Here is a 14,648-nt window from a genome sequence, read left to right on the forward strand (position 1 = left end):
TCATATATTTTTAAGCAAACCCATGCTTTGATGACTTCCGCTAGGCCAATAGGAAAGAGTGCCCATGGACACACGTAAAATGTTTACTTGGCTTGCTCTTGTCCCGATCGCTGCCAGTATTTCATCTTGCACAAGCCACAGCATAAGCATAGAAGATGCTACCAAGCATCTTCAAATTGCATTGAATGATTATTCTCATTATTTTTAGGAAATAGTCAATCATTTTTACTACCAAGTTAAACCCCAGCTAAACTACCGTATGTTTTTAAAATTAGCAGGTTAGCACTGTGTAGAAAGGGTATTGATTAGATATATAAAGTAAGTTAGAATACGTGTATTAGAGTACAGTCATTATAAGACACTGAAGTAGTGATAGTTAGTAAATTGAAGCATGTGCTATAACTATCAGCAAAGGTTTTACGTGTATGGCTTATGGGATTTTAGGCTATCAGTCCTTAATAAGCAGGTAATTGCTTATAAAAGAAAGGGGGGCGTAAATATGTATCAGGGACAGCGCTACACTTAAGTGACAGTCGTTAAATAGCATAGGTAAAGAGCGCAAGTATGAACCTTGTTTTGTAAACAGCATGCTCGTAAAGTAAATCTAGCTTTGGCTCATTTAAATTTGCTATCTACTAGGGCAACAAAAATATTACCGAAAGACGCAAACGAATGAATAGGATTATGAGGATTAGGGGTAGGTGAACTATGAGATTGAGATTTACGTTAAGGCATTACTTGATACTGCAAATTTGCTTAGCGGTACTGTTGTTGGCGACTACAGCGACCCCGGCGTTTGCAACGGTGAAGTGGCTTTCCACTGTTGTTCCCGTACAGCAAGCAAAGAGCAATTGGTGCTGGGCGGCTAGCGGCGAGATGATTGAAAAGCATTTTGGTGGGACGCTAAGCCAATGGGCAAATGTCGATTACATTTATCATAACCAGAACTATCCAAATTATACAGCATCGTTAAACCAGACCAACCAAGCCATAAACCATTTCCAGACGAAAAGAACTGGTATGACCATAAGCAGTGGCCTAACCTTCTTATCGGTAAAATATCAGATCAACTGTGGCGGTCCGATGGCTGCAGGCTGGGGCTATTACAGTGGAGGTGGGCATATGACTGTTGTTCGTGGGTACGATGATGACACCGCAACCCGGTATGTGTACTGGGTTAATCCAGCAGATGGGGCAGGTCATAAAAATACCTATAACTGGTTTTACGACGACGGTGTCCACAGATGGGTTGAATCTATCTACTTTTATCAATAAGGAGTGAGGAGTAATCGATGAAAAGAGTATTAGCACTATTTGGTATCTTGGTACTTCTAAGCACTTCCTTTGCTAGCGCGCCCGTAGAGGTTGATCAGGTAATTAAGGCGCAGTTGAATTCGATTGCAAGCGATATGAAGGAGCAACCTGATTTTTGGAGTCTTACGGATGCATCTGAAGCACCAGTGGAGCTTGGGCAGCCATATAAAGTATACAATCTTGACTTGTCTAAGATTAAGGCACTCTCAAAGGATTATAAAAATAAAGACTTTCTTTCTGCGCTACGTGCAGAATATTACTGGGAATATCCACTGCTTGACAAAACAGGTAAAGTTGTCTCATCCGCAGATATTGGGCAAGAAAATGGCTCATGGGCTCTTATAGGCTACGGCAGGTACATGCCAAGAGAACTGATAAAGTTCAGCGCAGATGAAAATGACGTTACGAAGTATCTCAGCGAGCAGAACATCAGCAACGTATCCGAAGCAAAGCATGTAAGGGTCGAGGTGTTTAACACTGATTTTATTTATGTTAGTGCAGATCAAGGTGACTACCTCATTCCTCTCTACAACAATAAGGGTAAGCTAAGTCTAGATAATAAGAAATTATACCCAGCGGCAGATGTCTTATTGAAGATGGTTTCTACCATGGGTGAACCTGCGAAGGATGCTCAAGGTAACTTGTTATATGGTGGCGAACCAGGTACTGGCGTGGCCCACGGCATGGTGCAAAGCGCTATTAAGGGTTCAATTAAGGATGATGAGTCAACATCAGTTAACGACAGGAATACACTTTATGCAGCTATAGGTTTAGCGGTTTTTCTTGGTTTAGTAGGTGCTATGGTGGCACTACGTCAGCGACATCGTATTGGCAGTGCGTAGTGACTCAAACCTATTCGATTAGTAATGAGTAAAGCGCTACACGATGTGTGAAAACCCACATAAAGCTTTATATCAGATCGCCTGATAAGGGCCAACTACATAAATGGCAGCCGCCATTTATACGCTTTGTCTACATAGCCTGCAGGCGACGTAGTGTTTACAAACCGCTGCCTTCATCGGATGAACAACCGTTTATCGACAGGTTTTCTGCTTTGCTGCTATCTTTATGGAGTATGTAGGTTGACATGATCCGTTATATCGATGATTGTACCTGCGCTTCGAGAACCTGCGCGGGCTCGGTGATGTTGCGCTCCCTTCCTTTTAGCACAAGCCAGAGGGCGGTTGCCCAAGATATTGTGACAAGGAGCAGGTGCAAGAAGAGCTGCCGGGAAGTAATTGTGAGCGTATATCCATGGACTGCGATGCGGGAGGTCGCAGCACCGTGTAAAAAGATAAGATATAAAACTGCGGGGAGCAGGTTGAGGAGCCCCTGCAGGGTTGCTATAAACGCCGATAGGCTTCGGGCAAGGCCGCGGCCTTTTGCGTCTTTATCAAGCGCCAGAACCGCGAAAACAAACAGCAACGATGAGGAAAATAGGGCGTACTTCGACCACAACCACAGTTCGTCGAGCCGCACGGCGCCGAACAGGTACCACGGCGATCTCGGATAATAGAGCAAGGCTACGATAAGCCCGCTAAGCGCGTTTACCAGTATGATAAAAGGCATGTAGCACCATCTCCTCAAGAGCTGTTTTGTATTAATTTCGACCAGGATGGGCGATAGTTTAGAGGATTCAGGTGCATGTTCGCGTGGTTTCTATGGTCTAATCGGCTATAATAAATAGGGTATGGATAAAACAAGAAAGAAAAGCGGCCTTATCCCGCTGTTGCTAAGTGGCATCGCTGTGGCCGGGAGCTGGTTGTTTATTAGGCGCAAAGACAGCACAGCCAAACTGGCGCGGTTTCACGGGTGGCGGGGGGCAAAGAACTTCATCCACAGCTATGTGTACTTAAGATGGACGTCGTCGTACCTGAAACCGGTCAGGTATGCGCTCGAGCATCCACGGCTGTTCCCGGCCCGGCTTTACAGGGGTGCCGGTGAAAAGCTGATGAACACCCACCACGCCAAGGTAATCACAAGCGAAACGGCAAAACGTCTGGTCGATATTAAAGAGCCGGTTGTGGTTCGTAACCCCGAGCAGGTGCTGCCATTTGAGCGGGCGAGGGATATTATCCTGGAAAACTCCGAGCATATTGCGGTTACGGATTGCCCCTGCAGACAGATAGCCGAGAACCCGTGCCTGCCGATAGATGTATGCTTTGTTCTTGGTGAGCCGTTTGTCGATTTTGTCGTTGAGCATAAGAAGGGGAATGCGCGTAGGGTGGATACCGGCGAGGCGCTAGAAATCCTTGAGCGGGAGCACGAGCGGGGGCGTGTCCATACGGCCTGGTTTAAGGATGCGGCCGGCGACAGGCTCTATTCTCTCTGCAATTGTTGCTCGTGCTGTTGCCTGGGGATGCGCGCACTATCGCTTGGGTTTGGAGTCGTTACGTCCTCCGGCTTTACGGCCGGAATCGACCACGACTCCTGCACGTTGTGTGAAAGCTGCATTGACTCGTGCCAATTTAACGCACTGAGCATGGCCGATGAGGTCAAGGTTGATGCGGATGCATGCAAAGGGTGCGGCGTGTGCGTGGGGGTTTGCCCGGCGGAGGCCATCAGGCTTGAGGAAGACGCAAGCAAACCGGGACCGTTGGTTTTACCACACTAGAGAGGACGGTCAAATATCTGCATCCGGGCACAAGCACGACGACCTGCCCGCCACTCGCATTAGCGAAAATACCTGAGGCCCGGTCCACTGCTGGCATTGCCCAGTCGAATCTGAGATAATCTTACAAACACACGGAAGGATTCTTTTTTTATATATCATGTCCGCTATTTATGTGCATATCCCGTTTTGCAAACAAAAATGTAAATATTGTGATTTCAATTCTTATGCGGGACTGGCCGCATTTCATCAGCCCTACGTAAATGCGTTGCTGACCGAAATCGCTTCCCAGGCAGATTGCTACGGCGCTTTCGGCACCGTAGGGAGCATCTATATAGGCGGCGGCACCCCAACCCTGCTGGAGCCCTCTTACATAGCATCGATTATCACATCTCTGAAGGGGCGCTTTGCTATTACACCCGATGCCGAGATTTCCATCGAGGCTAACCCGGAAACGGTTACGTATGAAAAGCTGGCGGTGCTGCGGGAAAGCGGTGTGAACAGGCTAAGTATCGGGTTCCAATCCCTTGACGATGACCTGCTGACACTTCTTGGCAGAAAGCATTCGGCACAGCAGGCGGTGGATGCGTTTAATGCCGCCCGCCGGGCCGGCTTTGATAATATAAATATCGATCTCATATTCGGCGTCCCCGGGCAAATGCTCGCAAACTGGGCGCTTAATTTCGAGCAAGCCGCCGCGCTTGAGCCCGAGCACCTCTCATGCTACGGCCTTACGGTCGAGCCAGGGACCGCGCTTGAGTGCGAGATAACTACGGGTGCGCTCGCAATGCCCGATGAAGACATGCAGGCGGATATGTTTGCGTATACCATGGAATCTTTGGAAGAGTCCGGCTATGGGCATTACGAGATTTCAAACTACGCCAAACCCGGCAAGGAGTGCCGTCACAACCTGGTGTACTGGGATAACCGTGATTACATCGGCTTCGGCGCCGGTGCGCATTCGAGGATCGGCAACAAGAGATTTGCAAATACGGCAAAACCCACGGATTATATAGAAACTGCGGGTACCGACCTATTTAAGCCCGAGGAAATCGAGCTTTCTATAGACGACGAGATGAGCGAAATGCTTTTCCTGGGGTTTCGCAAGATGGAGGGTGTAAACCTGGAGGCATTTGCGTCTCGCTTTGGATGCTCTGTGCAGGATATCTATGGTGCGCAGATCGAGGGGTTGCTCGACGACGGGCTTATAGAAAGCAAAAACGGGCTGCTGAGATTAACACCCCGGGGGATTTTTATTGGTAACGAAGTGTTCTCAAGATTTGTTTGAAAGTTGTTCGAATTTAGCCTGATATTATATGGCGTAGTAGGGTATCTCGGAAACGTTTATGCGAGTAGTCGGCTAAGGGCTTCGAACTACCGAACCGGCATTGACATTTCCTGCGGTTTTATATAATATAGTATGGTTGCAAGATTGCTACAATATTGCCAGTTTTGAAAGATAATTAACTTTTACATACAGTGTTGGAGGAGAAATGAAAACATATTCGGCCAAGCCAAAGGATATCAATCGAGAGTGGTTTGCAGTTGACGCAGCGGGAATACCGCTCGGTCGTCTCGCAACCCAGGTCGCGACCATTCTTAGAGGAAAACACAAACCCATGTATACCCCAAGCATGGATGTCGGCGATTACATCATCGTTATAAACGCTGAGAAAGTTGTCATGACCGGACGTAAAGCCCAGACAAAGATGTACTATCGCCACTCTGGCTATCCGGGCGGATTAAAAGAAACCACATTTGACAAATTGATCGTAAAACACCCGACAAGGGTTATTGAGCTGGCGGTAAAGGGCATGCTTCCGCACAATAGTCTTGGCCGGCAGATGTTCAGGAAACTAAAAGTTTATGCAGGGTCGGAGCATCCGCATACCGCCCAGCAGCCGAAAGTATTAGATATTAGGGCGGGAGGAGAGTAATCAGTGGCTAGTAAGGTTGTCTACTACGGAACAGGTCGTAGAAAAGATGCTGTGGCCCGTGTTCGGTTGATGCCGGGCAAGGGCGAGTTCAATGTCGGCGGCAAGAACCTCGAGACGTATTTCGGCCGTAAGGCCCTGCAGATTTTGATCCAGCAGCCCTTTGAAGTAACCGGTACAACAGACAGGTTCGATGTAATAGCCTCGATCACCGGCGGTGGCGTAAGCGGCCAGGCTGGTGCGTTGCGTCACGGTATCGCAAGAGCGCTGCTTGAGGCCGATGACGGTTTTCGCGGCGAGCTTAAGAAAGCCGGTCTGTTGACCCGCGACCCAAGAATGAAAGAGCGTCGCAAGTACGGCTTGAAAAAAGCCCGCAAGCGTCCGCAGTTTTCCAAGAGGTAATAATTACGCAACACCAGAGGTTAAGGAAGTACGCTTCTTTAACCTCTTTTTTTATGGAGTGATGTTCTCTGCAACCGTCTCTCACAGTTGATCTCAATAAGATTGCGCATAATGCGCACGTGATAACCAGTACCTGTAACGCCAACGGCATAGAGGTCGTTGGGGTTGTTAAGGCGTGCCTGGGGAATCCCGCCGTGGCCCGGGCGATGATTGCCGGCGGAGTTTCTACTGTTGCCGACTCCAGGTTGCAAAACCTGGAGCGTCTGCTTGATATAGATGTCCTTCGAGATGTCCCTCGTATGATGCTGAGGCAACCGATGACCTGGGAGATTCCCCGTACGGTTGAAATAACGGATATGTGCCTCGTATCCGAGCTTGCAACGATTAAACGAATTTCCCACGCGGCTTCGGCAATCCGCAAAGAATACAAAGTCATAGTGATGGTTGAGGCCGGCGACCTGCGCGAGGGAGTGCTTCCCCAGGATCTTTTCGGTTTTATGCGGGAGGCGCTGCGGTTTTCATGGATACGGTTTGAGGGAATCGGATCGAATGTGGCCTGCTTGCAGGGGGTTTCCCCCACACCCGCAATGCTCGAGCTTCTGGTTAAGAGCGCCGGCGACCTGCGGGAGCGCCTGGATACCCGGCTTCCGGTTGTCTCCGGCGGCAACTCGAGTATCTGGAAGCTTATAGAGGCTGGGGCGGTGCCGCCCGGGGTTAACCAGGTCAGGTTGGGGGAGGCGATTCTTTTGGGGCAGGAGACGGTCGACCTTGACCCGATCCCGCACACCTTTCAGGATGCAATAATCCTGGAAGCGGAAATCGTAGAGATAAAAGAAAAGCCGACACAACAGCCTGACGGCCTGCGTAAAAGGGCGATCCTGGCGATTGGATCGCAGGATATCTGCAGGGGCGCGCTAAGAACCCTCGATATGAAAGCGAAGATTTTAAGGAGAAGCAGCGACCACCTTGTCGTCGATGTGACCGAATCTGAACACACATATGAAATTGGTGACACCATATCGTTTATCCCCAGCTACGAAGCGATGCTTGCCGCGATGACGTCGCCTTTTGTCGCAAAGTCGTATAGCTCCTAGCCGGGAGCCTTTGTCACGCAAAAGCCGTAAATGATATACTAAAGCGACCGTAAAAATTACTTGCCTGGAGGTGGCATTTGACGAGGCTTTTTGGAACCGACGGCGTTCGAGGGATCGCAAACAAGGACCTTACCGCCGAGCTGGCGTTTAAAATCGGCCAAGCCGGGGCGACCGTTCTTAGCAAGGGCAAGGGCGGGGTCTTCATTATAGGAAAAGACACAAGAATATCGGGGGCCATGTTTGAAGCGGCGCTTGCCGCGGGTATATGCTCGGTCGGCTCCAACGTGCTCAACGTCGGGGTTCTGCCGACCCCTGCCATTGCATATCTTACCAAAGCCCTTAAAGCCGACGGCGGGGTTGTGATCTCCGCGTCGCATAATCCCGCCGAATATAACGGCATCAAGTTCTTCGGACCCGACGGCTTTAAGTTGCCCGACCAGGTAGAAGATGATATACAAGCGAATTTGGATTCGGAAAAAGACCTTCCCACAGGCCCGAGCATCGGTACGGTTAAAGTCGATGGAAAAGCGGCAGACCTTTATGTCGATCATGTCGTTAACACGATTACCGGCAGCCTGGAGGGGCTCAAAGTGGCCATCGATTGCGGACACGGCGCGGCGTACCGGGTATCGCCGCTTGTCTTCCGCCAGCTTGGGGCCGAAGTAAAAGCGGTAAATACCAGTCCAAACGGTATGAATATAAACCTGGGCTGCGGCTCGACCTATGTTGATTATATCCAGGAGATAGTGACGTCGCACGATGTTAATGTTGGTTTCGCGCATGACGGCGACGCCGACAGGGTAATTGCGGTCGATGAGAACGGTGAGGTAGTAGACGGCGATTTTATTATGGCCGTCTGCGCAACCCATCTCAAAGAGCGCGGCATGCTTCCCAAAAGCGCCATTGTAACGACGGTTATGGCTAATTTGGGCTTTGATATCGCCATGAAAAAGCACGGAATCGATGTCGTTAAAACTAAGGTTGGAGACCGCTACGTTCTCGAAGAGATGCTCGCGCGAAACATAAGCATCGGCGGCGAGCAATCCGGCCATATTATATTTCTGGAGCACAACACAACAGGTGATGGTATCATAACCGCCCTGCAGCTTGCGTCCGTTATGGTCCAGACAGGGAAGAAGCTCTCTGAACTGAAGAAAATTATGAAGAAACTTCCCCAGGTTCTGATTAACGTCAAGGTAAAAAGGATACATGGATGGCAGGAGATCGCGATTATTAGAGAAAGCATCGCGAAGGCCGAGACCGAGCTTCAAGATCGGGGCAGAATCCTGGTGCGACCATCCGGCACCGAACCGCTTATCCGCGTCATGGTCGAAAGCGATACCAGCGACAATGCGGGCTTTGTGGCCCACAGTATCGCAAATATCATCCGGCAGGAGATCGGGTTCTAAGGATACTCTTGCCAGATGTCATTCTGAAGGAGCAAATAGCAAATAGCGATTAGATGTCATTCTGAAGGAGCGAAGCGACTGAAGAATCTTGGGTGCGGAAACCTTCTTTTTGTGCAGGAGGGTCTAAGCTTAGATAACCTGAGTGAGATAGATGGTTTATAGGCGGTTGATAGATTTGAAAGATGCTTGATAGATTCTTCTTAGGAAGGTAGATCAAAGCTTAGACATACTCAGTGACAGAAGTCGGTGAGTGTGATCTAGATTCTTCACTATCGTTCAGAATGACATCCAGACGCGAGCATAAGCATTGTAATTGCCTGGCTATTGTCTCTATATTCAATTATATCGTTCAGAATGACATCCAGACGCGAGCATAAGCATAGATATTTAGACAGCAGTCTATTCTAATCAAAGAATGAGCCTGAATTTACATCTGTCTGTGACCGATAGCCCGATTAGGGTATAATGGTGTGTGTTGATATAGTAGAAAGACCGCGGAAGGTCGGCAACAAGAAGATGGCGGTCTTCGACGATATGGAATGGTGTGTGCTGATATAGTAGAAAGATGGCGGAAGGAGGATAGTAAGCAAGAAACGACTAATAACTGAATAGGGGTAACAATGCGAGCGCCAGAACTGCCGTTTTATGGTAGTTGACGAGGGAGAGGTTAATCGAAAGTTTCATTCGGCGGATGCCTCTCGGCGGACCACGGTCGTAATGGTATCTACAAAACCGGAGAGCGACCCCCGGGACAAAGCGGTACCAAAGTGGCAAAAGGCCGGCATAGACATGCCTCAGCCGGAGCCTTTTCTAAATTCCCCTGTTGCAGTAACTAATGTAGTAACTATTATAGTAACAAGAACGTAACCATAGACGTAACAATACTATAGGCTGTTGCAGTAACTAACGTAGCAACTATTATAGTAACCCTATTAATGTGTCCTGGTTCATGCCGTGATACTAATCATCGGCATTCACGAAGGGAGAACCTATGTGCGGAATAGTTGGGTGTATCGGTCAGAGAGATACCGTGCCCGTGTTGATTAATGGTCTTAAGCGCCTGGAGTACAGGGGATACGACTCCGCCGGAATTGCTGTGCTAGACGGTGGAATAAGTGTTGTGCGCCGCCTCGGTAAGTTAAAAGAGCTTGAGGAGGCCCTCCTTACCGGAGCCCCCTCGGGGCAGATCGGTATCGGTCATACCCGGTGGGCGACCCACGGAAAACCTTCAGAGGAAAATGCCCACCCACATCTCGACTGCACGGGAAACCTGGCCGTCGTTCACAACGGCATAATCGAAAACTTTATAGCCTTAAAAGAAGAACTTCAGGCAAAAGGGCATGTGTTTGGCTCCGAAACCGACACCGAGGTTATCGCCCACCTTGTTGAGGAAAAATACGACGGCAACCTGCTCGAAGCGGTAAAAGCGGCAATAAAAGAGCTTAGGGGCTCGTTTGCCTTGGCGGTTATCAGCAAGCACGAGCCGGATAGAATCATCGCCGCCCGCAAGGACAGCCCGTTGATTCTCGGGATCGGTGAGGGCGAGAACTTTATTGCCTCGGACGTGCCCGCAATCCTCGGCTACACGCGCAGCGTGATTTTTCTCGACAACGATGAGATAGCCGAAGTCACCTGCGATGGCGTAAAGATTACAACCTTCGACGATATCGCTGTTAACCGTGAGATATTCACCGTTAACTGGGATGACGAAGCGGCTGAGAAGTGCGGCTACGAAGACTTCATGCTAAAAGAGATAAACGAGCAGCCGACGGCGGTACGCGAAACTATTCGAAGCAGTTTTGTAGGTGGCGACGTAAGGCTCGACACCGCATCCCACCTCACCGAGGATATTATAAAAGGGCTGAACAAAATATTTATCGTCGCCTGTGGTACGTCATATCATGCCGGGCTTGTCGGCAAGAATGCGATAGAGAACTGGGCGGGAATCCCCGTTGAGGTCGATATCTCCTCCGAGTTTCGCTATCGCAATCCGATAATCACCAAGGATACGCTGGTCGTGGCGATCTCTCAGTCGGGCGAAACGGCCGATACACTTGCGAGCCTGCGCGAAGCCAGGGCGCGCGGGGCCAAAGTAATCGCGATCAGTAACGTTGTCGGAAGCAGTATTACCCGGGAGGCCGACGGCATCATACATACCCACGCCGGTCCCGAGATCGGCGTTGCCGCAACCAAAACACTTGTATCCCAAATGGCGGCCATCTACACGCTGGCCCTGTACCTGGCCCAGGTGCGCGAAGCGATGCCGAAGGCCGAGATCGATAAGCTGATCGCCGAGGTAAAAGCACTTCCCGACAAAATAGCCGCAGTTCTCGCCGATACAAGCGTTATCGAGGAATGCGCCCGCCGGTTTTCCGAATGCAGGAGCTTTCTGTTCCTGGGCAGGGGAATTGGCGTTCCGGTTGCCATGGAAGGCGCGCTTAAACTGAAAGAGATATCGTATATTCACGCCGAGGGGTATGCGGCGGGTGAGATGAAACACGGGCCGATCGCCCTGCTTGAGAAAGCCGTTCCCGTCGTCGTCGTGGCGACTAAGGGCCATACTTACGAGAAGGTCATCAGTAATATCCAAGAGGTAAAAGCGCGCGATTCCTATGTCATCGCCGTTGCAACCGAAGGCGACGAAGAGATAAAGCAGCAGGCCGAGTACGTATTCTATGTGCCGGAAACACCGGAACTTCTGTCGGCGATTCCGGCGGTCGTCCCGCTCCAGCTCCTATCGTATTACATAGCCAAGATCCGGGGCTGCAATGTCGACCAACCGCGCAATCTTGCAAAAAGCGTAACGGTTGAGTAGGTTATTAACGCAGTATAAAAAAACGCCTCGCATTTATTGCGAGGCGTTTTGTGTTTTAAGTATCTATTCAGTGGCGCAAGCGCCGCTTAAAACTATTACTTCAAGAACGGAACGATCAAGAGAGCTACGATGTTGATAACCTTGATCATCGGGTTGATGGCCGGGCCGGCTGTATCCTTGTAAGGATCGCCAACCGTGTCGCCGGTAACCGCTGCCTGGTGTGCGAAGGAATTCTTGCCACCATGGTGCCCGTCTTCGATGTATTTCTTTGCGTTATCCCAGGCACCGCCACCGGTGGTCATCGAGATAGCTACAAAGATACCGGTTACGATACTTCCAACAAGAACTCCACCGAGCATAGTTGCTCCAATATGTGGACCCTGCGACGCAAGCGCCACGCCGATGCCGAGGATGATGATTGGTGCAAGAACCGGGATAAGAGCCGGTACGATCATCTCTTTGATGGCTGCAGCGGCAACGATCTCGACAGCTTTGCCATATTCCGGCCGGCCTGTTCCTTCCATGATACCCTCTATCTCGCGGAACTGGCGCCTTACTTCCTCGACAACCGCACCGGCTGCACGACCTACCGCACCCAGGCTGAATGATGCGAACAGGTACGGGAGAAGACCGCCGATAAAGAGACCGACGATAACGAACGGATCGGAGAGATCAAATTTCAGTTTTGCGCCTGCCCTAGCGAGTTCCTGGGTATATGCCGAGAAGAGAACGATAGCGGCAAGACCGGCTGAACCGATAGCATAACCTTTAGTAACGGCCTTTGTTGTATTACCAACAGCGTCGAGAGCGTCGGTGACGTCGCGAACGCTGTCCTCAAGGCTCGCCATCTCAGCGATACCGCCGGCGTTGTCTGTAACCGGGCCGAATGCGTCGATTGCCACAACGATACCGGTCATGCTTAGCATCGCGACCGCGGCGATTGCAATACCGTAGACTCCAGCGAGGCTGTATGCGGTTAGAATACCGGCAGCGATAACGATAACCGGAAGGGCTGTGGACTGCATACCGACGGCAAGCCCCTGGATGACGTTTGTGCCGTGGCCGGTTTCGCTCGCCTTAGCGATAATTCTAACCGGCGAATACTTCGATGATGTGTAGTAATCGGTGATGATTACCAGTGCTGCGGTAATGATAATACCAACAAGGGAAGCTCCAAAAAGCTCACCGATCGAGTATTTCCCATTACCGTCCATGAACATTTGCGTAATCGGATAGAAAGCAATCATGGACAGAACTGCGGATGCGGCGAGACCTTTGTAGAGGGCTCCCATGATGTTGTTTTTCTTCCCAAGCCTAACAAAAAACACACCGATCATTGAAGCGATAATAGAGACCCCTGCCAATGCAAGCGGGTATACAAGGGCATTCTCAAAACTAGGGAAATACAGGGTAGCTAATAGGATCGATGCGATTACAGTTACGACATATGTCTCAAACAGGTCGGCGGCCATTCCGGCATCGTCACCAACGTTGTCACCAACGTTGTCAGCGATAACTGCCGGGTTCCTCGGATCGTCTTCGGGAATCCCCGCCTCGACTTTACCAACTAAGTCGGCACCTACGTCTGCAGCTTTTGTAAAGATACCTCCTCCGATTCGAGCAAAGACCGAGATAAGACTTCCACCGAAACCTAGTCCGATGAGAGCGTTTGCGTCTTTAGTCGCTTCCCAGAATCCCGTTACAACGAGGATACCAAGTCCTACGACTAAGATACCGGTTACGGCACCTCCCTTGAAAGCGAGACCCAATGCTTTCTTAAGGCCACCTCTCGCGGCTTCAGCGGTTCTCACGTTAGCACGTACCGCTACGTTCATTCCGATGATGCCGGCCGATGCCGAAGCAACGGAACCGATAAGGAATCCGATAGCGGTTACCCAATTGAGACCGAAACCTAAAATTACGAATAGAACAATTGCTACAAAAAATACGGTTGTATACTGCCTTTTTAGAAAGGCGGCAGCGCCCTCTTGGATCGCCTTAGCGATCTCTTGCATTTTTGCATTGCCGGCGGGCTGTTTTAGCGTCCGGGCGATTAAAAACATACCGAAAATAATGGCCAGTACGCCTGATCCCAAGGCAATTGCGATTGCAGTGTTCTCCATTTTCCACTCCTTCTTTTTTTAGATTTTGTGTTACATTGTGTTACATACCGAGGAAGCCGTCCCTGTTTGGGGTTACTCTAATATATCAAAAGTGCGTTTGCTAGTGCAAGCACATTGTCAATGAAATGGTTTTTTGGCAAGAGCTAAAACCGGTCGTCATAGACGCAATTAGCCTACTTTTGCAGGCTCAATTGTAACAAAAATAACTAATAGTGACAAGCGCAATATTGGCAAAAATAGGAGTTACATAAGAATTACCTCTTTAAATTACGCAAAATAAAACGGATTTTGGCGTGTTAAATATCTCGGTGAGCCGCTGTTGACGAAATGCTGAGACCATCGAGATACCCAGTGGGGGGGTATTATTGTGGTAAAATTTCTCGTATATGCTTAACTATAAAAATAGCTATTCAAGGGGGTGCGTATGGGCGGACATAAGTTTCACGGCGATATGGCCAGGTTAGACAACCCAAGAAGAAAAGAGATACTACCGGTTGAGCCGGTGATCGAGGTGCTGGGGGGCATAAAAGACGGCCTTGCAGTAGCCGATTTAGGCTGCGGGACCGGTTACTTAAGCGTCCCGCTTGCAAAACATCTCGATGGACACGGCACCGTTTACGCTGTCGATATCAATCCAAAAGCACTCGAGGTTCTTAAAGAGAAGGCCGCAGGCATCGATAACATTTTGGCCCTGCAATCAGAAGAAAACAAATTTCCTATCGAAAGCCGCACAATCGATGTTTCATTTATGGTGGCGGTATTTCATGAGCTGGATGATCCGAGCAGCTTCTTGATGGAAATTCGACGAATTTCCAAACCTTTCCATCAAATAGTCGTCGTTGACTGGAGCGATGTTCAAGGAGAGATGGGTCCGCCCATGAGCGAGCGGATTCCGGAAAAAGACGTTATCAAGTTTTTTAAAGACAGAGGATGCGCGTTCAAGAAG

13 protein-coding genes are annotated in these 14,648 nt (G+C 49.7%); 11 read left to right on the plus strand and 2 right to left on the minus strand.

Going from position 1 to position 14,648, the window contains the following annotated elements; all coding sequences use genetic code 11:
- Positions 1-701: 701 nt before the first annotated feature.
- From COY37_RS01400 to COY37_RS01410, 3 genes are read left to right on the plus strand one after another with little or no spacing between them, the layout of a single operon-like run.
- Complete coding sequence (locus COY37_RS01400) at positions 702-869, plus strand: hypothetical protein (protein ID WP_286677610.1); 168 nt, start codon at positions 702-704, stop codon at positions 867-869.
- A gap of 7 nt (positions 870-876) precedes the next feature.
- Entirely contained in the window at positions 877-1,275 is a 399-nt protein-coding gene (locus COY37_RS01405) for a C39 family peptidase (protein ID WP_286677609.1), read from the plus strand.
- A 17-nt stretch (positions 1,276-1,292) separates the two neighbouring features.
- Positions 1,293-2,156, plus strand: coding sequence for a hypothetical protein (locus tag COY37_RS01410; RefSeq protein ID WP_286975666.1), 864 nt, complete (start codon positions 1,293-1,295; stop codon positions 2,154-2,156).
- Between the two features lie 253 nt (positions 2,157-2,409).
- Here COY37_RS01410 and COY37_RS01415 read toward each other — a convergent pair whose 3' ends face one another.
- On the minus strand, positions 2,410-2,883 hold the full coding sequence (locus COY37_RS01415; RefSeq protein ID WP_286677607.1) for a hypothetical protein: 474 nt from the start codon (positions 2,881-2,883) through the stop codon (positions 2,410-2,412).
- Positions 2,884-3,004: 121 nt separating this feature from the next.
- Between COY37_RS01415 and COY37_RS01420 the strand changes: the two genes are divergently transcribed.
- From COY37_RS01420 to glmS, 7 genes are all read left to right on the plus strand, one after another.
- Positions 3,005-3,928 (plus strand): 4Fe-4S binding protein, encoded by a 924-nt coding sequence (locus COY37_RS01420; protein WP_286677606.1) that lies wholly within the window; start codon positions 3,005-3,007, stop codon positions 3,926-3,928.
- Between the two features lie 157 nt (positions 3,929-4,085).
- Entirely contained in the window at positions 4,086-5,213 is a 1,128-nt protein-coding gene (gene hemW, locus COY37_RS01425) for a radical SAM family heme chaperone HemW (RefSeq protein WP_286677605.1), read from the plus strand.
- Positions 5,214-5,418: 205 nt separating this feature from the next.
- On the plus strand, positions 5,419-5,862 hold the full coding sequence (gene rplM / locus COY37_RS01430) for a 50S ribosomal protein L13 (RefSeq protein WP_286677604.1): 444 nt from the start codon (positions 5,419-5,421) through the stop codon (positions 5,860-5,862).
- A gap of 3 nt (positions 5,863-5,865) precedes the next feature.
- Positions 5,866-6,261 carry a 30S ribosomal protein S9 gene (rpsI, locus tag COY37_RS01435; protein ID WP_286677603.1) on the plus strand — a complete coding sequence of 132 codons (396 nt, stop codon included), beginning with the start codon at positions 5,866-5,868 and terminating at the stop codon, positions 6,259-6,261.
- Between the two features lie 68 nt (positions 6,262-6,329).
- Positions 6,330-7,355 (plus strand): alanine racemase, encoded by a 1,026-nt coding sequence (locus COY37_RS01440; RefSeq protein WP_286677623.1) that lies wholly within the window; start codon positions 6,330-6,332, stop codon positions 7,353-7,355.
- A gap of 77 nt (positions 7,356-7,432) precedes the next feature.
- Positions 7,433-8,764, plus strand: a complete 1,332-nt coding sequence (gene glmM / locus COY37_RS01445; protein WP_286677602.1) for a phosphoglucosamine mutase — start codon at positions 7,433-7,435, stop codon at positions 8,762-8,764.
- Positions 8,765-9,755: 991 nt separating this feature from the next.
- Positions 9,756-11,579: a glutamine--fructose-6-phosphate transaminase (isomerizing) gene (gene glmS / locus COY37_RS01450; RefSeq protein WP_286677601.1), complete on the plus strand. Its 1,824-nt coding sequence runs from the start codon at positions 9,756-9,758 to the stop codon at positions 11,577-11,579.
- 95 nt (positions 11,580-11,674) lie between these two features.
- Here the strand turns inward: glmS and COY37_RS01455 are convergent, their stop codons facing one another.
- Positions 11,675-13,702 (minus strand): sodium-translocating pyrophosphatase, encoded by a 2,028-nt coding sequence (locus COY37_RS01455; protein ID WP_286677600.1) that lies wholly within the window; start codon positions 13,700-13,702, stop codon positions 11,675-11,677.
- A 424-nt stretch (positions 13,703-14,126) separates the two neighbouring features.
- Between COY37_RS01455 and COY37_RS01460 the strand changes: the two genes are divergently transcribed.
- A partial coding sequence (locus COY37_RS01460) for a class I SAM-dependent methyltransferase (RefSeq protein ID WP_286975671.1) occupies positions 14,127-14,648 on the plus strand: 522 nt, incomplete at its 3' end.

This window comes from Candidatus Aquicultor secundus (genome assembly GCF_002791875.1).
Taxonomy (GTDB): Bacteria; Actinomycetota; Aquicultoria; order Aquicultorales; family Aquicultoraceae; genus Aquicultor_A; species Aquicultor_A secundus.